Here is a 20,094-nt window from a genome sequence, read left to right as displayed (position 1 = left end):
ACCCAAGAAAATGAAATGGCGAATCCAAATACTGATCAAATCGGACGATTTCAGCAGCTTATTACCAGGAATCCACTTGCTTTCGTTGCTGCTGTATTTTTTCTCATGTTCTGGATTACCTATTTCATAAATATTAATAAAAATAGAGATGCCGAGCAGTACTGGAAGGAACTATACGAAAAAGAAAGGGGTGAGAAAGACGCCTTGAAAGATCAGCTTCTAACAAAGGCCGGATATATAGAGAAAGAAACGATAAAAAAAGCCGATAGTACTTTACGTGAAAAAACACAGGAGCAGGCTAAAACACTTTTAAACAAGGCGAAATGAAAAAGAATCTTATAATTACGATTTTGGTTTTGGCGATTATTGTTTTAGTCGCAAACCTTTTCAAAGGCTGGTTTATTCCGTCAAAAAACGATAGGATTACGGATGAATCTAATAGAGATCGAGATAGTATAATGCTATATACCTGGATGAGTCGGGTTGACAGCACGTTACATGGAAAATTCCAGCAAAAAGAAGGAGAAGTAATAAATAATTACGTCACCGAAAAATACATGACTTATGTCCAGGATACTTTGGCGCCGGCATTGAATATTGCAACTGAAAAAATTGATGAGCTAACCCGCGCTAAGTTTACACTGGAGGGCCAATTGAAAGCTGTTAAGGATCAGCGGGAAAAAGACCGGATTTATTACGAAAATAAGTATATGCAGATTGTTTCTAACACATTAGACAGTACCATTAAGTATAAATACAATGCAATCGTAGATGTTGTAAAGTATCAGGATCGTAAATGGCTTTTGGGGAAAGAAAATACCTATATCGATATTTCGTCTCCGGATAAGAATATGAAAATTAACGGAGTAGAACATTTTAAGAAAAGACTTGATGTGAAACCTAAAAGGATTGGGATTGGTATCCAAGCCGGTTATTATTATGTACCAGGATCAAATCAATTTCAACCTGGGATTGGAATCGGTATTTCTTACAATTTGATACGACTATGATAGATGTATTATTGAAATTATCATTCTATTTAACATTGTACGCCATAGGAGCCGGTACGGGTTTCTGTTTTAAAATAATAATCGACAAAATTTTAGAGAAATGAAAACATTAACAGAGCAAGATTATATAATTGCAGCTCATGAATTAGGCTGTGAAGTTGCAGCAATTAAAGCGGTTGCTGAGGTTGAAAGTTTAAATGGGGGGTTTCAAGCAGATGGAAAGCCAAAGATATTATTCGAAAGACATAAATTCCATGAGTTCACATTTGGAAAATATTCAGCAATGAATTCTGATATATCTAATCCAAAGCCAGGAGGATATACAGGTAATGAATATGTCAGATTGGATAAGGCCGCAAAATTAGATCGAAATGCAGCATTAAAATCATCTTCATGGGGTAAGTTTCAGATTATGGGATTTAATCATAATTTAGTAGGGTTTCCTGTTCTTCAAGATTTCATCAATGCTATGTATAAAAGTGAAGGTGAGCAGCTAAAAGCATTCGTTCAGTTCATTAAAAGGAATAAGCTTGATGATGAATTAAGAGATAAAAAATGGGCTGATTTTGCCAGGGTTTACAATGGCAGAAATTACCATATAAATGAGTACGACAAGAAAATGGCAGCTGCTTATAAAAAGTATTCTAAATAAATTATGGGAAACCACATTTACTCATTATGCAAATAAGTGTATATTTGTTCACCATGAACAATAATGAACTTAGTCAGCTCAGGAAAATTGCTTTTGAGGTTACCATTGACCCCAACAATGCTGTACATGCGGCTAGTGCAGAAGATGTGATAAAAGTTTTAAATGCTTACATTCTTTCCTATAAAGCTTACTTGGAAATAAAACTGAAAGCAGAAAGTAACTCAGAAGAAGTTATTAAAGAGACTTTAAAGAACACTAAATTACTAGTTGTTGATACAGAATTTAATAGCTACCATAATTGCTTAGCTCCATTTAATCCACATGAAACTGGAATCATTAAAGTATTTCAAGATTACAAAACAGATATTTTATCGGTGGACGTCGATAATTATTCTGAAGTACTTGAATTAAGAAATGAATTTACCAAAGAAGAATTACATTTAATTTACAGCCCAATTTTTTCTGCAACTAGTGATAGTTATACTTTGAAGATAAAATCAGATGATGGTATCGTTAGAAAGGTGAAAAAGCCAATTAAGGAGTTTGCCACATACTTTAAACCTGTAAAAGAAAAAGTAAAAAAAACTGAAGATGGTGATAAATTATTCCAGGTATATGTCCATTCTCCAGACCTAAAGAACATCTCTCCAAAAGATATAATTTACAGCTCAGAGCTAGAACACGAAACGTATCCATATACATTTGACCGATTATTTTATAACGGGAAAAACATTTATTTAAATGATTCTATAACTTGCAACGTAGAATATTTTGATGAACTTTATTTTATTTCTTATCCAGACCTTAGAATAGAAGCATGGAGCAATACAAGAAGCGAAGCTGTTGAGGCTTTTAATTTTACATTTTATTCATTGGTAATAAATTATTTAGAAGAGGACGATGACAATTTGACCAACGATGCTATTGTGCTAAAAAATCAATTACAAACCATGATTAGACTAATAAAATGAAAGTAAGGAAAGTTAAGGCAATGACTAAAGTTCTTAAGAAAAAAGGATTTGAACTACATCCTGAAAAAGATGACCACAACTTTTATTATTTAATGGTTGATGGAAAGAAAACGTCTGTGAATACCTTTTTTAGCCATGGTAAATCAGAATACGGAAACTCCTTAATGTTATTGATAAAAAGACAATTACGGTTCCCGAGCTCGCAAACAGCAGAAGATTTCTTCGATTGTCCATTGACAAAAGAAAAGTATATTGAACTACTCCGAGAACAAGGTGACATATTTTAAATATTACATTCAATATCAAAAGAAACATCCCCACTTAATAGTGGGGATGTTTCTTTAATTGATATTACTTGATAATAATGTACCCATCAAAAGGATCCCCATGTATCAACTCAATCGAATTATCTTCTGTTAAGTAAACGGTTTGTATCACATCTATTAGAACCGCACTTTTTTTAGTTGCTTCTTTAGTATAAAAATAAACCTGAATTATGGGTTTTTCTTCCAGAGTTCCTAAAATGTCTACCTTTAAAGTCACACGTTCATCTTTTGGCTTCCAATCTTTGATAAAAAATTCTTGTACCATGATTATTAATTTTTAATTAGGTTGCCAATATACAAACAATTCAGACTTAATCATTACGGTTTACCGTAGTATTATTACTACAAAAAATATCCAATGATGCTCACTCGTTCAGAATCTCTTTCAGCGCCTCTAGTTTTTGTCTTAACAAGAAAATTTCGGATTCTAAAAAATGTATATAATCTATTTTAGACCTATCACTAGGATTAATGTCCTTAATTTTTATCTCAGTCTGGTATATTTCGTCTACTGGAACTTCAAAAAGTTTGGCGATTTTCACCCATTCTTCTTCAAAAATCTTTACAATGCCACTTTCTTTTCTGCTGTAATTGGATACATCTGTTGCGATAAAATCAGCTACCTGTTGCTGAGTATAGCCCTTTTGCTTTCTTATGATGCGTAATTTATCTTTTATCATTTGGGTGTTTTTACAAATTTGCAATTTTTTTTCTTAATGAATTACGGAATTCCGTAATAGTTTGTGGATAACTTTTTAATGCGTCAAGTTCTGTCGTGTTGCGGGTTTTGCTTTGTCACAGAAAATTTTAACATTGGATTGATATGTTTTGGTTCAAAAAGTAAATAACTTTGCGATATGAAAGCGATCGGAAATTTAGAGTTATTTTGCCTTGAAAGCACGGAGCCTGTAGTATTGACACCTTTAGATGAGAGGTTGCACGCTGGTGGTTATGGGGCTTTTCCAAGTGCTGCGCTTGATTTTCCGGATGAGAGTATTGATTTTTTAAAGCTATTGGTAAAAGATCCCGTGACGACTTTTCCAGGAAGAGTTTCCGGGGATTCGTTAAAGGACATAGGAATCCTTAATGAAGATTGGTGCTTAATCCAGAAGGGTATTGAAGCCCGGCCAAATGATTTGGTTGCAGCTATAATTGAAAATCAGTTCTTCATTAAGCGGTTTAGACCACGATACGGAGCCGGTAATCAAATTAAGGAGCTGAAACTTCAATCAGCCAATGTTGAATATTCAGATTTTGACATCACAGATGAAACGGAATTCTTTCTCTGGGGTGTTGTTACATGGACCTTTAAAAACTGGCGGAAACTATGATAGCACTTATTGACGGTAATAATTTCTACGCAAGTTGCGAACGAATTTTTAATTACGGATGGCGGGGCCGGCCGGTTGTTGTTCTATCTAATAATGATGGGTGCGCGATAGCGAGGAGTAATGAAGCAAAAGCATTGGGAATTCCTATGGGAGAGCCATACTTCAAAATAAAGCAACTTGAAAAAACGCATGGTCTTGTAGTGTGCTCAGCTAACTTTGTTTTGTATGGAGATATTAGCAATAGAGTAGTACAGATCACTAAACGATACTGTAATGATATTGAGGTTTATTCTATAGATGAAAGTTTCCTTTTCCTTGATGGATATAGTGACCAGTATGATAAAATGGTTAATCTTCGTAGAGATGTTCTTCAGGGGCTTGACTTACCGACAAGTATAGGTATGGCGCCAAGCAAGACGCTGGCCAAGGTTGCTAATAAGATAGCTAAGAAGTATCCTGATAAAACCGGATCAGTGTATATGCTTGATTCATGGAAGAAGATTGAGGCTGCTATAAAATGGTTTCCGATAGAAGATATATGGGGAGTAGGACGCCGGTATTATGAAAAGTTTAAATCACATGGTGCCCGTACAGCCTGGGACTTTACTCAGTTCCCGGATGATTTTCTTCGCAAGGAAATGGGAATATTGGGATTAAGGATGAAAAAGGAGCTTCTGGGAGAAGCTCAATATACAATGAGTGTTCCGGAACCTAAGAAAAATATATCAACGACAAGAACATTTGATACAGGACATGCTGAGTATGACTATGTACATGAACGTGTATCTACATTTGCTTCAGAGTGCGCTCGTAAACTACGTGAGCAGAAATCATGCTGCAGGCATGTGACTGTTTTCATTATGACAGATAGATTCAAACAAAATCAAGTTCAGTATTCGGACTCATTTACAGTAACGCTTCCAAATCCAAGTAATTCATCCATTGAGATCTCAAAGTATGCAAAAAAAGCACTTGATAAAATATTCATTCCGGGCCCGAAATATCGTAAAGCGGGAGTGATCACGGGAACGTTTGTCCCGGAAAACGAACGTATGACAAGTATGTTTGATGTGGACAATCACGAACGTCACGCTCCCATAATGAACGCAATGGATTTAATGAATTCCAAATTAGGCAAACAGAAGATTAAGCTTGCTTCGCAAGATATTCAGAAGACCTGGAAAATGGATCAAAAACACTTGTCTCCCAGATATTCTACAAGCTTTTACGATTCTATAATTTTGCAAGCGTAATAATTTGTATGCTTTTTGTATCTTTTCATTAAAAATATTCTATGTGCTACTCATTCAATAATAAAAAAGTTGATCTGAAAAAGATTGCTGAAGAATTGGATGCGGAAAATTATGAGAGTGGTTATGTTCAAGAGGAAAATATTTCAGCATTCACAAGACCGGCCATGCCAATTGTATTAGAACATAACGGACGCAAAATAACCCATGCAACTTGGGGACTTTATGCAGAAATACCAAAGGATAAACCAGCAAAGGGATTAAACCTAACCGCTGAAAAAACACATACAATTTACAAGAACTTTGAACATAATAGATGCGTAATACCTATATCCGGATTTTACGATTTTCAACATGTTCCCATATCTGGAAAGAAAACACCAGTCAAAGTAAAGCATGAAGTGTTTTGGAAAGATGCAGATCATATATATTTAGCAGGGTTTTATGATGTTTGGGAAAGTAAAGAAATAGGAGTGGGGATAGTTACTACAGTGGCAAACGAACTCATGTCAGAAATACACAATTCAAAATTAAGAATGCCAATATGTATGGACGCAAGAATGGCAGATAGGTTTTTGAAAGATGAGCCTATTGAAGAATTTGTTTTTCCGGCTTATGATCCGGCACTCGTTGCTGTTAATCTGGAGCCACATAAAATGCCACCACCAACACTATTTTAGCCATGGAAGATCACAGATATATATTTCAACTTCTTGCAAATTATATTGAAGAAGATCCAGATGATCTTGAGAACTTCTATGATGATGCTATGAACTTAATCCGGGGAACTGCAGCAGATAAAAATATTGAATTTGATGGCTACTTCAGAAAGCGATGGGAAATATCAGCAGATACTATTTTCGAGTTCGACGAAGATTATTTCGAAGACCCAGGCCGCCGGGATCTTTACGTTTTCTTATCTGCCTTAGTTGACGATGAGATCTTCGGTTACCTGGAATACGTATGGCATCATGTTTTTGGCGAAGAGCTATCGCAAATAATTATAGAATATAAAATATCGGAGCTAAAAGAAAAAGGCGTCAAATTTTAGACGCCTTAATATTTAATAATGATCAAGTTTTATTTTTTTTGCTTCATCAAACCTTATGTCATTGATGAAATTTGCATAAATCTCTGTTATCTTCTCTGATGAATGCCCAAATATTGAGCTTACGGCCTTTAAATCGAGTCCTGCTTTAAGCTTATCACTTCCTCCCTTGTGCTTTAATGAATAAAGTTTTTTGTTTACTTTCATGTCCTGAATGACTAATCTTCGCCAAAGATCAGTTGGGTATTTTCTTTTGACTTGAAAAGGATTTGGACTAAAGTAATTAGGAACAAGTCCAGGAGTCCTATTCGTTGTATGGGCGCCAAATAAATAGTATTCCGAATTTGATAGGTCAAAATTAGCCAAGTGTTCCTTAATAGTCCCAATAATGGGCACTACTCTTGTTTTATTGTTTTTAGAATTTTTGGAACCTACAATGATAACTTCTTTTTTCATTAAAACATCGCTGCACTTTATCTTTATTAGTTCACCTGGCCGTATCCCCATATAGTAAACAACTGAACAAAAAACATAATAATTTTGATGAAGTTTCTTTAGTTTGGAAAAAACATCTTGATGTTCTTTATCCGACATTAGCTCATATTGCCCTATGTTAGATTCTTTAATTGCTTTAATATCCCTTGCAGGAGATGAAGAAATAATTTCCCATTCTATCAATTCATTAAATATTGAATTCAAATTTCTCAATACTTTATTATAATTTCGTCCGGACCAATTTCGGTCATTCTTAGCCATATCTAAAATAGTTTTAACGTGATACCGATCACATTCATTTATACTTAATTTTTCATATCCGGCTTTTATACAATAGTCTTTTAACAAAGTGATTGAAATACCATACTCGTTGTGTGATCCAGGACTAAGTGTCGATTTCTTTTTTTCTAATCCAAAATCTAAAGCCTCTGTAAGAGACATTCTTACAATATTCTTTTTTACCTTTGGATTCCATCCTAAGCTAATTTCTTTTTCCAAAGTAGCCTTCAGTACTTCGGCTTTAAACATTCTTTCTTCAAATGTTTTACCTGAATTAAGTCCTTTATATATTTTTTTAATAATTTTGCCGTCTAGATAGAGGTAAACATACCATTTATCATCAAGGTTATGAGAGGAAAAAATTCGAACTTCTATTTTTTTCATGATCAAGAATTAAAGCATTAATTTACTATTTTTTACTATAACAATAAAATAATAATTGTAAAGTATTAAAAAATAATTACTTACGAGTAAAGGTAAAAAATAACTAAATTTGTGCGGTTAAAAGCAAAGTATTTTACAACATTAAAAGATTGAAAAATTCAATTGATCAATACGTTGGATAGCTAATCTTTTAATTATTAAACCTTTATACTTTTAATTTTTACTTATGGACACAGAAAATATAAAAATTCAGATAAAAACATTCTTCGGACTGGAGCAGATTCTGGCGGAAGAAATCAAGAAATTAGGCGGAAGAAATGTCGAAATTAAAAACAGAGCGGTAAATTGTGAAGGAGATCTTGGTTTTCTTTATAAAGTTAATTATTCAGCAAGAACAGCATTAAAAATCTTAGTGCCGATTCATGAGTTTAAAGCTTTTAACCAGCACCAGTTTTATGACAGACTTTTTAAATTTCCGTGGGAAGACTTTTTGAGTGTCGACCAGTCTTTTGCTATTGATTCAACCGTAAATTCTGAAACATTTAAGCATTCCCAGTTTGTGACGTTAAAAATGAAGGATGCTATTGTGGACTATTTTCAGGATAAATTCAAGAGACGTCCTAATGTGGAAACAAGAAATCCGGATATTAAATTCCATCTTCATATCGACAGGGAATTGGTGATGATTTCACTGGATTCTTCCGGAGACCCGTTATTTAAGAGAGGTTACAGAAGAGAGCAGGGAGAAGCACCTATTAATGAAGTGCTTGCCAGCGGAATGCTTCAGCTTGCCGGCTGGGATGGAAGAGGAAACTTTCTTGATCCTATGTGTGGCTCAGGAACATTATTGATTGAGGCTGCTATGATTGCATTGGACCTTCCGGCACAGACTTTCAGAAGAGGATTTGCTTTCCAAAACTGGAAAAATTATGATGCTGAACTGTTTTCAAAAATTAAAGAGTTCAGAATTAATAGAGTGAAACAGTTTGATGGAAAAATTGTGGGATATGACATTGATGGCAAAATGCTGAATGCCGCCAAAATAAATGTGGATGCTGCAGAAATGGAAGATGTGATTGAGATCAAAAAACAGAATTTTTTTGATTCCAAGAAAGACCTCTTCCCATTACTGATGGTATTTAACCCTCCTTATGATGAAAGAATCTCAATCAATGACGATGATTTCTACAAAAAAATAGGGGATACCTTTAAAACAAACTATCCGAATACATTAGCATGGTTAATTTCATCCGATTTGGAAGCTGTTAAAAAAATAGGATTACGTCCTTCCAGAAAGATTAAACTTTTCAACGGAAAACTGGAAACCAGATTTTTGCAGTATGAAATGTATGAAGGAACAAAAAAAGTACACAAACTCGAAAATCAATAAAGATTTATAAACCCTTCCTGTTGTGGAAGGGTTTTTGCTTCTAATATTCAAAATTTTGTTTAATCTTTAAGCTAATCTATGTCCTGGAATATTTTTGATATAATAGGTGTTGTTTTTGATGCGCTGGAGTTGTTGGGAGGTTCGTCGACCTCCAATGAGGAGAGCCATCAAAAGCCCAAAAAGTGAAGATCCAAATATAGGCTAGAGTAGATAAGTATTGGCTTTTCACTCTATATTTTTGGATTGTTTTATTCCAGAAGCTTATTTTCTATGATTTTTTCTGCTGCTGTTTCTTCTTTCAACAGCTTTAGTTATCTGCTTATACTTTAAATCCGGTTTGTTTTTTTAGAATACCTTGTTTTTTTTCAAGAAAACAAGAATTTGTTGTGTGTTTTGTATTTTTATTTGCTGTTGTTTGTTTTATTTATTCCTTTTTGATAAAATAGTGTATGATTTTGATAATTTATCATTAATTGTTTATTGGGTCTTATTCTACATTTGAAATAAACAATTGTATTATGAAAAAAATTAGCTTATTATCTTTTTTTATTTTATTGATTAGCATGCTCAGTGTTATTTCATGTAATTCTGACAGTTTAGATGATTCTACAACTCCAAAAGAACAATCCTTATCAGCCAGTGGGAATTTGAATTCCAAAGTGGCTGCTTTTGGAAAAAATCCTCTTTCTGTTATGTATGTTGAGGTGAATAACAATGATATCCGGGAAGTAGGTAAATATAAACTGGCAGATGGAAGGCAGCTTTTTGATGTGGCTATTATTTTTGCAGCCAACATCAATTATAATACCTCCACTCAGAAGGCGTATTTACATTTTAATGACCAGGTTACCAATGTACTTACTAATAAAAATACTTACATAAAACCTTTACAGGACAAAGGGATTAAAGTGATGCTGTCAATCCTTGGGAATCACCAGGGAGCCGGATTTGCTAATTTTCCAACTCAGGCTGCTGCTCAGGCTTTTGCCCAGGAGTTAGCTGATGCTGTAAATACGTATGGTTTGGATGGTATCGATTTTGACGACGAATATGCGAATTATGGCGCTAACGGAACAGCTCAGCCTAATCAGTCTTCATTTGTTTATCTTGTGACTGCCCTTAGGGACTTACTTCCAACCAAGATTATTTCTTTTTATAATATTGGCCCTTCGGCAAGCAATCTTTCTTATAATGGGGTAACTGTAGGATCGAAAGTAGATTATGCCTGGAATCCATATTACAGTACGTATTCAGCTCCCAACATACCAGGTCTGGATAATGCTCATAAAGGTGCTGCAGCAGTAAATGTAAATTCAGGGACTTCTTCTTTTACAAGCAGTTCTACAGCGATAAACTTTGCACAGAGAACTAAAACTGACGGATATGGTGTTTTTCTGTATTATGATTTGGGAGCTACCAATATAGCGTCCTATTTTTCTGGTGCCACCAATGTGCTGTATGGACAAAATACAGTGTATGGAGATGGAACAACAACGCCCACAACAGGAATTATATCCGGAGCTACCTATCAGTTGGTTTCTGCCACTAATGGTACTAGTGTATTGGATGTTTTGAATGCAGGGACAACAGACGGAACAAAAGTTCAGCTTTGGGCTGCCAATGGTAATACCGCCCAAAAATGGAAAATTACTGATGTGGGTGGAGGATACTATAAGCTGCAGCCTCTTAATGCTCCCACTAAATCTTTAGATGTATCCAATTCAGGTACAGCCAATGGAACTCAGGTACAAATATATACAGACAATGGAACAAATGCCCAGAAATGGAAATTAACATCGCTGGGAAATGATTATTATAGTCTGTCTCCCGCTCATGCGCTAAGTTCTAATCTTGATGTCAATAGCGGTTCTGCAGGCAATGGAACAAAAATCCAGATTTGGGCAGCCAATATCGGCAATGCCCAAAAATGGAAATTAGTAAAATTATAGTTTCTATTTTAAGAACAAATTTCAAACTGAAATTTGTTCTTTTTTTTTTGCAGAGATCTTTTATATTTCCATGAGCATCATATGTTCCTATTTATTTAAAATATCAATTTATCAACAAACAAAGGGAATTACTACCTCGGGAGCTTATGATTAAAATGCCGTCTAAAAGTATCATGGTGTTAATTTCGGAGAATACCTGTTAAACTGTTTGTGAATTCCTTTATGAATGGTTATTTTTGACAAATTTTCAATTTGAAACCTAGTATTTCCATTATTGTTGCTATTTACAACCGAAAAGATGAACTTTTTGAGTTGCTGACCTCCCTTACCCAACAGACGGATAAAGAGTTTGAAATTATTATTGTGGATGATGGCTCTGTAATAGACCTGAAACCTACGATACATCATTTTGACGAAGTCCTGGATATTAAATATTTCAGGAAAGATAATTCCGGACCGGGGCTGACCAGGAATTACGGATCAGCAAGAGCGGCTAATGAATGGCTGGTTTTTGTGGACAGTGACGTCATTGTTGAGAAAGATTATATCGGGCATATTAAAAAAGATATTGTTACCATTCCGTGTGATGCATTTGGTGGGGCAGATAAAGCGCATAAAGGTTTTAATCTGATGCAGAAGGCTATTTCATATTCTATGACTTCTGTTTTTACAACGGGAGGAATCAGAGGCAGTAAAAAAGCAGTTTCAAAATTTCAGCCCAGAAGTTTTAATATGGGTGTGAAAAAGGCGGTTTTTGAAAAAGTAGGTGGATTTTCAGAAATGAGGATAGGAGAAGATCCTGATTTATCAATGACGCTTTGGGAAAATGGTTTTACCACGGCCTTTTTTGATGATATTGCAGTATATCACAAAAGAAGGGTAGATTTCGGGAAATTCTCCAAGCAGGTCTACCAGTTTGGTTGTGCAAGGCCTATTCTCAACCAAAGACATCCTGATTACGTAAAGATTTCTTTTGCTTTTCCTACCTTATTTATGCTGGGATATATAATGGGTTTTTTAGAATACTTTGTGCTGGGAAGAGGCATTATCCTTGCTTTTTATGGACTGTATACCTTTTTGGTACTTTTCCATGCCTTACTTCTTACTAAAAATATAAGTATTGCCGGTATGGCAGTTATTTCCACTTATATCCAGATGTTTTCTTACGGCTACGGCTTCCTGAAGTCCTGGGTTTTACTGAATGTTTTTAAAATGAAACCGGAGGATGCTTTTCCTCATCATTACCATAAAAAATAAAAGCTGTCGATTTTGACAGCTTCTATTATAACAATAAATTTAGAGTATAGGAATGTTTTCATGGGTAAGAACGCCTACTTTAAGCATGCATTCTTTCATTTTTTGATACGTTCTTTTTATATCGTGGTCTAAACCGATAGAGAATCTGATCAGGCCATCAGAAATCCCTATGGAAGCACGTTCTTCTTCCGGAATTTCAGAAGAGGTAGATTTTCCGGAGCATGAGAATAAGGTTTTATAAAACCCTAAGCTTACGGCCAGATAACCCAGATTTTCTGTCTGCATCATTTCCATCAGCTCATTAGCTTTTTCCGTAGTTCCGGCATCCAGCGTCAATAGTCCTCCATATCCATATTCTTCATGAATCATACTTTTCATTAATTCATGGTTTTTATGAGACTCCAGACCCGGATAGGAGATTTTCAATCCGTCTTTTTCAAATCTTTCGGCAAGGTACATTGCATTGTGGCTGTGCTGTTTCATTCTGATGTGCAGGGTTCTCAGATTTTTTAAGATACTGGCAGATCTGAAACTGTCCATAGTAGGACCAAGAAGCATACAGGCTCCCGAGTTTACATTTTTAGTATCGTTAATGAATTCCTGGGTTCCACAATAAACACCACCTACAGTATCACTGCTTCCATTAATGAATTTCGTTAAACTATGGATAACGATATCCGCTCCCAGTGACGTTGGCGAAATGGAAAGAGGTGAAAAAGTATTGTCGACAATCAGTTTTAAATGATGTCTTTTACATATCTCTGAAAGTTTTCTAAGGTCTGCCACTTCAAGAAGCGGGTTGCTTACACTTTCACAGTATATTACTTTAGTATTAGGCCGTATGGCGTTTTCTATAGATTCAAAATTTCCGATATCTACAAAAGAGGTTTCAATATGGTAAGGAGGCAGAAAGTTTTTTAGAAACGCATAGGTTCCGCCATAAATTGTTCTGCTGGAAATAATGTGATCTCCGCCTTTGCATACCTGCATCAGAACAGAAGTAATAGCGCCCATTCCGGAAGCTGTTACATTGGCTGATTCTGTATTTTCCAATTTGGCAAGTGCCTGAGCCAGATAAAGATTCATTGGAGAGGAGTGTCTTGAGTACAGATAACATCCTTCTGCATTTCCTTCAAAAGTATCAAACATTGTTTTTGCAGAAAGGAAAGTATAAGTAGAGCTGTCTGAAATGGAAGGATTTACTCCCCCGAATTCACCAAAATACTGAAGATCCTGTATTTCATTGGCTGCATTGAAATTTTCCATAAGCGTTGTTTTTATTTTATGGAACCAAATTGCATCATTTTCATAATTATTACAACATAAATTTGAATTTATAGAATATAAAACTGCTAATGTTTGTTTATTTAGATAATATATTTAGTATCTTCGGAGATATTAAATTTTGACCAAAAATTTATCTATGGAACTTGACGAAACTGACAAAAAACTGCTCCTGTTTTTACAGGAAGACTGCAAACAAACAACCAAAGAGCTGTCCGGCAAGCTTGGGTTATCTGTAACAGCTGTCTATGAACGAGTGAAAAAGCTGGAAAATGCAGGTGTTATTTCTAAATATGTAGCCTTGTTGGACAGGAATAAGATCCACCGGAATTTCATTGTTTTGTGTCATGTAAAATTAACACAGCACAAAAAAGAATTTGTATTGCAGTTCGAGAAAGAAGTGATGAATCTTGAAGAAGTTACGGAATGTTTTCATGTAAGTGGAGATTATGACTATATCCTCAAGATAGGGGTCAGAGATATAGAAGATTACCGTAGCTTTATGCTGACGAAACTTACGACCCTTCAGCACATCGCCAGTACGCACAGCTCATTTATGATCTCTGAAGTAAAAAATACAACAGCGATTATTTTGTAAAAGGCAGTATATTATATTAAATGTCTGTATATCTATTTGATTATCAATTTATTTGTAATTACACCAGGACTCCGTTTTTAGAAGCAATCGGATCAGGCAGATCAGTTTCACCGGTCATTTGAAGCAGGTCTATTTCTATCGTTCTGCAGATGGAAAGCATAGGAACATCAAACATAAGCCCTGCAAAAGGGTTTTCAGAATAATCTCCAACCAGCTCCATAATAATATAGATCCAGCCAATGGTGATACAGAAAGGAATGGAGGTCCAGATGCCCCAGTCTCCAAGTTTGGCAAATTCATTCACTAATCCAAGAGGCAGCAGCATGATAAACAGAATGTTAAATACAAATGCGGTACTGGCAAACTGTCTTGGGGATGGGAACTTCTTGATTCTTTCTGCCTGCCCCTGGAAACCATAGAACTCATTCAGTGAATTTTGAAGTTGTACCTGGTTGAAATCGGTGATGGCATTTATGTTTTTCAGCTCGTTAATATCTTTTGCCTGTTGAGAGATCAGATACGTAGCAAAGTTTTTATATTCACTTTTAAGTTCGTATTCTTCTTCGGAAAGATATTTATGCAGGAAAATAGGAGCTCTTCCATAATCAGGAAATCCTGCCTTAATCAGTCTGTTTCTTCTTAGGTTGATTCTCCCTAACTTGTTTTCAGTATTAATGTGTTCCCATTCTGCAGGGATGAGAAGCTGCTCACGGAAGGTATATAACCACGCAATATGACGGTAAATAATTCTTTTTTTCCGGTCTTCCAGATCAAACACACCTATTTCTTCATTCTTGGTATCAAAGGCCTGTACCATGGAAGCAAATGACCGGCTGGAATTCACAATTCCGCCCCATATTTTTCGAGCTTCCCAAAGTCTGTCGTAGGCCTGGTTGTTTTTAAATCCTACTAAAAAAGCTTCTGCCGTACCAATCAGTGCAACAGGAACCCAGGGAATAGTCATCCACTGCCAGTTGAAGAAATAAAACAGAACGGCAATCAGTGTACACCAGATAGAAATTAAGATGAGGTGCGTTCCCGATAGATTAAGAACCTGTTTATAATTGACGTATTTTGTAGTGATCATAAAGAAGAATGTGTTTTTGGTGTGCCGACAAAATGAATACCAAACTGTAATGGGCTTTTATCATAAATGGTCTGTCAGTAATGATTTTTTAGTTTTCTCTGGTTACAATGGTCTGGGATTTAGATGGATAATCTTTAATAAAAGTAATGAAAAAAAAGCATAAAAAAACCTCTAAAAAAAATTAGAGGCTGTTATTTATATAAGCTTAATATTGAAGCATTTCTTCGATCTTTTTGGAAAGCTTCTCCGCGTTAGGTAGCATTTCTTTTTCCAGTATCAGATTGATGGGGACAGCCGGAACATCTAAAGATCCCATTGTTTCTACCGGAGCATCCAGATATTTGAAACAGTTTTTCGAAATACGGTGGGCAAAAGCTTCTGCGAAGGAATTGTTAAGCTGTTCTTCTGTCAGAACAATACATTTTCCGTGAGCTTTTACCCTTTCAAAAACAAGTTCTTCATCTAATGGGATTAAAGTTCTTAAATCAATCACTTCCACTCTGCCGTTGAAATTTTTAACCGCTTCTTTAGCCCAGTAAATACCCATCCCATAAGTAACAATCAATAAAGTTCTGCCTTTTTCGGTTTCATTCTGGTCAGCTTCAATGATTACTTTTCCTTTTCCAAACGGAAGAATATAATCTTCAGCAGGCTCTATTGTTTTGGCATCTTCAGTTCCCGGAACCTTGCTCCAGTATAATCCTTTATGTTCCAGCATTATTACCGGATTGGGATCGTAATAGGCTGCTTTTAACAGCCCTTTGAAATCTGCAGCATTACTTGGGTAAGCTATTTTAATTCCTTTAATATTGGCCAGGATGCTTTCAACGCTGCCGCTGTGGTAAGGTCCGCCGCCACCATAGGCTCCAATTGGAACACGGATAATATTGCTGACAGGGAACTTTCCGCCACTTAGATAGCTTGATTTTGAAATTTCGGTGATCAGTTGATTGATTCCCGGATATATGTAATCAGCAAACTGAACTTCTACGATAGGTTTTAATCCTACAGCACTCATTCCTGCTGTGGACCCAATGATATAAGCTTCCTGAATAGCAGTGTTGAAAACTCTTTTACTGCCGAATTTTTTACCTAAGGTCACTGTTTCACGGAAAACCCCACCAATTCTTTCTCCAACATCCTGTCCATAAAGCAGCGCTTCAGGATGTTTCCACATAAGCTCCTGTATAGCATGGATGGCAGCATCTACCATTACGATCTTTTCTCCGTTGGCTGGTTCGCGGGTTCCTGCTTCTTCAGTAACAGGAGTAGGCGCGAAGATGTGCTGCATTACGGTTTCCGGTTTTGGATCTTCCGCATTTTTAGCTCTTTCAAAAGCATCTTCCGCTTCAAGACGTGCCTTTTTTGTGATTTGTTTTAAATGATCCTCATCTATACCTGCTTCCAGTAATTGTTTTCTAAGGATTTCTCCCGGATCTTTAGCCCTATGTTTTGTTAAATCTTCTTCGTTTCTGTAAAACTCTCTTCTTACGCCGGAAGTATGGTGGCCAATAAGTACTGTTTTTGCACAGACAACTAAAGGCTTTCTTTCCGTTCTTACGAAATCCACAGCTTTTTTCATGGCTTCGAAACTCTCTATGAAATCAGTTCCGTCCACTCTCATTCTGCTTAATCCTGTAAATCCTGCTACAAAGTCATACGCATCACAGGTTCTTGCTTCTTCTTTGGTTACAGAAATTCCCCATTCATTATCCTGAACCAGAAATATGATTGGGAGCTGATGTAATGCGGCAAATTGTAACGCTTCACTTACTTCACCTTCCGTTACCGAATTGTCTCCAAGGCTGCAAACTACCACAGGATTATTTTCAAAATGCTGAAGATTAAAGTCCTGGATGTATTTTATTCCCTGAGCAACACCGGTTGTAGGAATAGTCTGCATGCCGGTAGCAGAGCTTTGATGGATGATCTTTGGTTTATCTTCATCCCTGCTTGACGGATGAGAATAATAAGATCTACCTCCTGAAAAAGGATCCTCAGCTTTAGCCAATAATTGAAGCATAAGCTGGTATGGCTCAAAACCAATTCCTAAAAGAATACTTTCATCTCTATAATAAGGGGAAATCCAGTCTTCTTTTTTTAACTGATAAGCAGTTGCTAGCTGAATGGCTTCATGACCTCTTGAGGTGCTGTGTACATATTTACAGACATTTCTGTTTTCTTCGTAAATATCGGCCATTGCCTTAGCCAGCATCATATGATTATACGCTTTGAGTAATATATCCTGAGAAACTTTTTCGTGAAGTGTATTTTCCATAGGAAGCAAATATACATAAAAAAACAAAATACTAACAAGCGTTAGTATTTTGTAAAAAAATTATGATTTTAGTGACTATTCTCTAATTACTTTTTTAGAAATAACCTCTTTATCCGTTTTTACTTCAACAATATAAATTCCTTTTGTATAAGCTGATAAATCAACGGTTTCTTTATCACTGTTGATGGTGCCATTCTGTAATTTTTTACCAGATAAGTCATACACAGTGAAAGTGGATTTTTTAGGAGCTTTCAATATGTTGGTGACATCTTTTGTGATAGAAGGAGCAATAGCAAGACTGCTTAAAGGACTAGCCTCTTTTGTTCCTAAAAAGGAAGAATAGCCTGTCACGATAATAGAGTAATTTTGAGGAGCATCAGCGCCTGCATTATTTTTCAAAGTATTTTTATTCGTGATTTCAATTCTATAGTTTCTTCCGGCTGCAGGAGTATCTATAACTACCTGTTCTACATTGTCTACTGTATTATCTCCTTTTGCAGCAGGTGTCATCGGGCTGTTGACATCAAGCTTCCATGGAAAATAAGATGTATTTGTGGCGGTGTCAATGATCCTTAAATCTAAATCATTAACAAGCTTAGACGTTCTATTATTGTGAACTTCTGGATCTGTTGTAGGCATAATCGTATACTCAGGATCAATCCAGGAAATGGTAACTTTTAAAGGTTCACTACCGGAAGCGGTCACTGTTTTAGTATTTGTTACTCCGCTGTTTAATACTTCATCGGCGAAAACTATGCTATTGTTGGACTTTGCTAGAAGAAGTTCAGCGCCTTTCTTGGCATCAATAAATCCCCAGCCAAAATGTGGGTCTGGGCCAACATTACCTGCTTCCATTGCTGAATGTACCATTAAGGTTTTTGCTGAAGCTGCATTTAGCTCTGCGTTGTTAAAAAGCTGTTTGGTAATTTGTGTCCATAATCCAATAATACCTGTTACTATAGGGGCAGAATAAGAAGTGCCACTACCTGTTGCTGCGCTCTGGCTTCCTGTATTGTTATTTTGTGTATCTGCACTTGCAACATCTGTTCCTACGGCTGTAATATCTGGTTTTATGCCCCCGTCATCTCTTGGCCCTGCACTGCTATAGCTTGAGTGTATAACATCTGTGGCAGTGGTATATCTTCCTCCATTGGCTGTAATTCTGTCTGAAGCTGCAACGACAATAATATTTTTCGCTAAAGAACCAATCCCAATGCAGTCATATCCTTGTGCACAATTATTGGGAGGTAGTGTGTCAGTTGCGACAAATTCAACCAAATTTCCTGCACTATTTTTATAATATTTTTTATTGGTACTGGTTGTGGCATTGGGGCCATCGCCATATGAATTTCCGGCAGATTTTACAATGATGTAAGAAGGGTTGTTATATACAATCTTGTCATAATCTCGATCATTTGTATAATAGGTTCCTTGAGCATCAAATGATGTGCTTGGACTATTGAAATTACCATTCCATATCCATGCTGGCAGGTTGCTGACTAGTGCTTGACCCCAACCTTGGTTACTTCCATATGAGTGATTAGAAATTTTAGGTTGTGCCTTAATTATTTTTTGAAAAATGGTACTGGGTGTTGAATCACCAGGTAATGTTGTTTGTAGAAAAGCATAGGCATCTATCGTAGAATTTGGAGCAATGCCTTTAAAATTAACTTGCCTTCCACTTGGAGAAAATGTATATGGGAAGTTTCTGGCTCCAATAAAGCTGGCAACAGCTGTTGCATGATCTCCATAAATTAAACTATCAGCTTCTTTGTTGCTTATTCTGTTTTGGACGTTGTTGAAAAATGTATGACCAGCAAATACCCTTGCTGGTCTACCTGGGATTGAACAGCCGTCAAAAATGGTAAATTTGATATTTTCTCCATTAAAAGAACCAGTCAAACCCGTAATATTTCCTCCCTGTAAAAAATCAGAATTAGAATTAAGGATTTGATCCATATCCTGCCCTTTGTAAAAATAAGGCCTGTTACTTGGTAGAAAACCAGCGAGGCTGATTTTCTGTTTTTCAATTTCTTCTAAGGTCTCTGTACTTCTGTTGTTGCCATAGCGCTTGGCTACATAAGAATCAAATTTCTTCGCATTTTCAATCCTTTGTTTTTCAAATTCCTGTTTCAGAATTTCATTGTTGTTTTGTGCATTTGCTAAAGAAATAGCTAAAATGCTGATCGAAATAAAGATTTTTTTCATGACATTGATATTTTTTTAAACTTTGTGTTTTGCTAATTTATCAATAAGTTGCTTAATTTGATTGTTTGTTGGTTATTATGATGATTTTTTAATTTTATTTTAATTTTATTTATTATTTTGTTTTATTTATTTAATTAATTAATATTTTATTTTTGTTTTATTTTTTCATTAAAAAAAGGTTGCTAAGCTTGGATATTTGTGCTTTTGAATTATTTTACTTTAAAAAAATAATTGTAGAACGACATCTGTGAGAAGGGGGGATCTGATAACATATCTAAGAAGATGATCTCTACATTT

Annotated in this window: 20 protein-coding genes; 13 read left to right on the top strand and 7 right to left on the bottom strand. The window is 35.7% G+C overall.

The features are described 5' to 3' along the window. The first annotated feature begins 15 nt into the window (after window positions 1–15). The 5 genes from MP478_RS04275 (at window position 16) to MP478_RS04255 (ending at window position 2,920) form a co-directional block, all read left to right on the top strand. Entirely contained in the window at window positions 16–327 is a 312-nt protein-coding gene (locus tag MP478_RS04275; RefSeq protein WP_257199695.1) for a hypothetical protein, read from the top strand. After that, on the top strand, window positions 324–1,010 hold the full coding sequence (locus tag MP478_RS04270) for a DUF6808 domain-containing protein (RefSeq protein WP_257199694.1): 687 nt from the start codon (window positions 324–326) through the stop codon (window positions 1,008–1,010). The genes MP478_RS04275 and MP478_RS04270 overlap by 4 nt, the downstream gene beginning before the upstream one ends. A gap of 100 nt (window positions 1,011–1,110) precedes the next feature. Then, window positions 1,111–1,662 (top strand): N-acetylmuramidase family protein, encoded by a 552-nt coding sequence (locus MP478_RS04265; protein WP_257199693.1) that lies wholly within the window; start codon window positions 1,111–1,113, stop codon window positions 1,660–1,662. Window positions 1,663–1,715: 53 nt separating this feature from the next. Then, the gene (locus MP478_RS04260) at window positions 1,716–2,633 is read left to right on the top strand and encodes a hypothetical protein (protein WP_257199692.1); all 918 of its coding nucleotides are present in this window, start codon (window positions 1,716–1,718) and stop codon (window positions 2,631–2,633) included. Continuing rightward, complete coding sequence (locus tag MP478_RS04255) at window positions 2,630–2,920, top strand: hypothetical protein (RefSeq protein WP_257199691.1); 291 nt, start codon at window positions 2,630–2,632, stop codon at window positions 2,918–2,920. The genes MP478_RS04260 and MP478_RS04255 overlap by 4 nt, the downstream gene beginning before the upstream one ends. Window positions 2,921–2,984: 64 nt before the next feature. On the opposite strand, the gene MP478_RS04250 is transcribed toward MP478_RS04255, so the two are convergent. Both MP478_RS04250 and MP478_RS04245 read right to left on the bottom strand, forming a co-directional pair. Next, on the bottom strand, window positions 2,985–3,224 hold the full coding sequence (locus MP478_RS04250; RefSeq protein WP_257199690.1) for a hypothetical protein: 240 nt from the start codon (window positions 3,222–3,224) through the stop codon (window positions 2,985–2,987). A 100-nt stretch (window positions 3,225–3,324) separates the two neighbouring features. Continuing rightward, window positions 3,325–3,639 (bottom strand): helix-turn-helix transcriptional regulator, encoded by a 315-nt coding sequence (locus MP478_RS04245; protein WP_257199689.1) that lies wholly within the window; start codon window positions 3,637–3,639, stop codon window positions 3,325–3,327. Between the two features lie 177 nt (window positions 3,640–3,816). On the opposite strand from MP478_RS04245, the gene MP478_RS04240 reads away from it, so the two are divergent. From MP478_RS04240 to MP478_RS04225, 4 genes are read left to right on the top strand one after another with little or no spacing between them, the layout of a single operon-like run. Further along, window positions 3,817–4,290 carry a LexA family transcriptional regulator gene (locus tag MP478_RS04240; protein WP_257199688.1) on the top strand — a complete coding sequence of 158 codons (474 nt, stop codon included), beginning with the start codon at window positions 3,817–3,819 and terminating at the stop codon, window positions 4,288–4,290. Further along, window positions 4,287–5,543, top strand: a complete 1,257-nt coding sequence (locus MP478_RS04235; RefSeq protein WP_257199687.1) for a Y-family DNA polymerase — start codon at window positions 4,287–4,289, stop codon at window positions 5,541–5,543. The genes MP478_RS04240 and MP478_RS04235 overlap by 4 nt, the downstream gene beginning before the upstream one ends. Before the next feature lie 41 nt (window positions 5,544–5,584). After that, window positions 5,585–6,220, top strand: coding sequence for an SOS response-associated peptidase (locus MP478_RS04230; protein ID WP_257199686.1), 636 nt, complete (start codon window positions 5,585–5,587; stop codon window positions 6,218–6,220). A gap of 2 nt (window positions 6,221–6,222) precedes the next feature. After that, on the top strand, window positions 6,223–6,591 hold the full coding sequence (locus tag MP478_RS04225; RefSeq protein WP_257199685.1) for a hypothetical protein: 369 nt from the start codon (window positions 6,223–6,225) through the stop codon (window positions 6,589–6,591). 12 nt (window positions 6,592–6,603) lie between these two features. On the opposite strand, the gene MP478_RS04220 is transcribed toward MP478_RS04225, so the two are convergent. Beyond that, window positions 6,604–7,746 (bottom strand): site-specific integrase, encoded by a 1,143-nt coding sequence (locus MP478_RS04220; RefSeq protein ID WP_257199684.1) that lies wholly within the window; start codon window positions 7,744–7,746, stop codon window positions 6,604–6,606. Window positions 7,747–7,972: 226 nt separating this feature from the next. Between MP478_RS04220 and MP478_RS04215 the strand changes: the two genes are divergently transcribed. From MP478_RS04215 to MP478_RS04205, 3 genes are all read left to right on the top strand, one after another. After that, on the top strand, window positions 7,973–9,136 hold the full coding sequence (locus tag MP478_RS04215) for a class I SAM-dependent RNA methyltransferase (protein ID WP_257199683.1): 1,164 nt from the start codon (window positions 7,973–7,975) through the stop codon (window positions 9,134–9,136). A gap of 518 nt (window positions 9,137–9,654) precedes the next feature. Further along, complete coding sequence (locus MP478_RS04210) at window positions 9,655–11,085, top strand: endo-beta-N-acetylglucosaminidase H (protein WP_257199682.1); 1,431 nt, start codon at window positions 9,655–9,657, stop codon at window positions 11,083–11,085. A gap of 252 nt (window positions 11,086–11,337) precedes the next feature. Further along, complete coding sequence (locus MP478_RS04205; protein ID WP_230034255.1) at window positions 11,338–12,342, top strand: glycosyltransferase family 2 protein; 1,005 nt, start codon at window positions 11,338–11,340, stop codon at window positions 12,340–12,342. Between the two features lie 39 nt (window positions 12,343–12,381). Here the strand turns inward: MP478_RS04205 and MP478_RS04200 are convergent, their stop codons facing one another. Further along, on the bottom strand, window positions 12,382–13,608 hold the full coding sequence (locus MP478_RS04200; protein WP_257199681.1) for an aminotransferase class I/II-fold pyridoxal phosphate-dependent enzyme: 1,227 nt from the start codon (window positions 13,606–13,608) through the stop codon (window positions 12,382–12,384). A 157-nt stretch (window positions 13,609–13,765) separates the two neighbouring features. Here MP478_RS04200 and MP478_RS04195 point away from each other — a divergent pair, with 157 nt between their 5' ends. Beyond that, window positions 13,766–14,224, top strand: coding sequence for an Lrp/AsnC family transcriptional regulator (locus MP478_RS04195; RefSeq protein ID WP_230034259.1), 459 nt, complete (start codon window positions 13,766–13,768; stop codon window positions 14,222–14,224). A gap of 58 nt (window positions 14,225–14,282) precedes the next feature. Here MP478_RS04195 and MP478_RS04190 read toward each other — a convergent pair whose 3' ends face one another. The 3 genes from MP478_RS04190 to MP478_RS04180 form a co-directional block, all read right to left on the bottom strand. After that, complete coding sequence (locus MP478_RS04190) at window positions 14,283–15,311, bottom strand: bestrophin family protein (protein ID WP_230034261.1); 1,029 nt, start codon at window positions 15,309–15,311, stop codon at window positions 14,283–14,285. A 205-nt stretch (window positions 15,312–15,516) separates the two neighbouring features. Beyond that, complete coding sequence (locus MP478_RS04185) at window positions 15,517–17,589, bottom strand: thiamine pyrophosphate-dependent enzyme (RefSeq protein ID WP_257199680.1); 2,073 nt, start codon at window positions 17,587–17,589, stop codon at window positions 15,517–15,519. Between the two features lie 75 nt (window positions 17,590–17,664). Beyond that, a complete protein-coding gene (locus MP478_RS04180) occupies window positions 17,665–19,797 on the bottom strand; it encodes a S8 family peptidase (protein WP_257199679.1) in 2,133 nt (710 codons plus the stop codon). Between the last annotated feature and the right edge of the window lie 297 nt (window positions 19,798–20,094).

The sequence above is a fragment of the Chryseobacterium sp. WG14 genome, from assembly GCF_024586945.1.
GTDB lineage: Bacteria > Bacteroidota > Bacteroidia > Flavobacteriales > Weeksellaceae > Chryseobacterium.
This window is presented reverse-complemented; position numbering and strand designations above follow the sequence as displayed.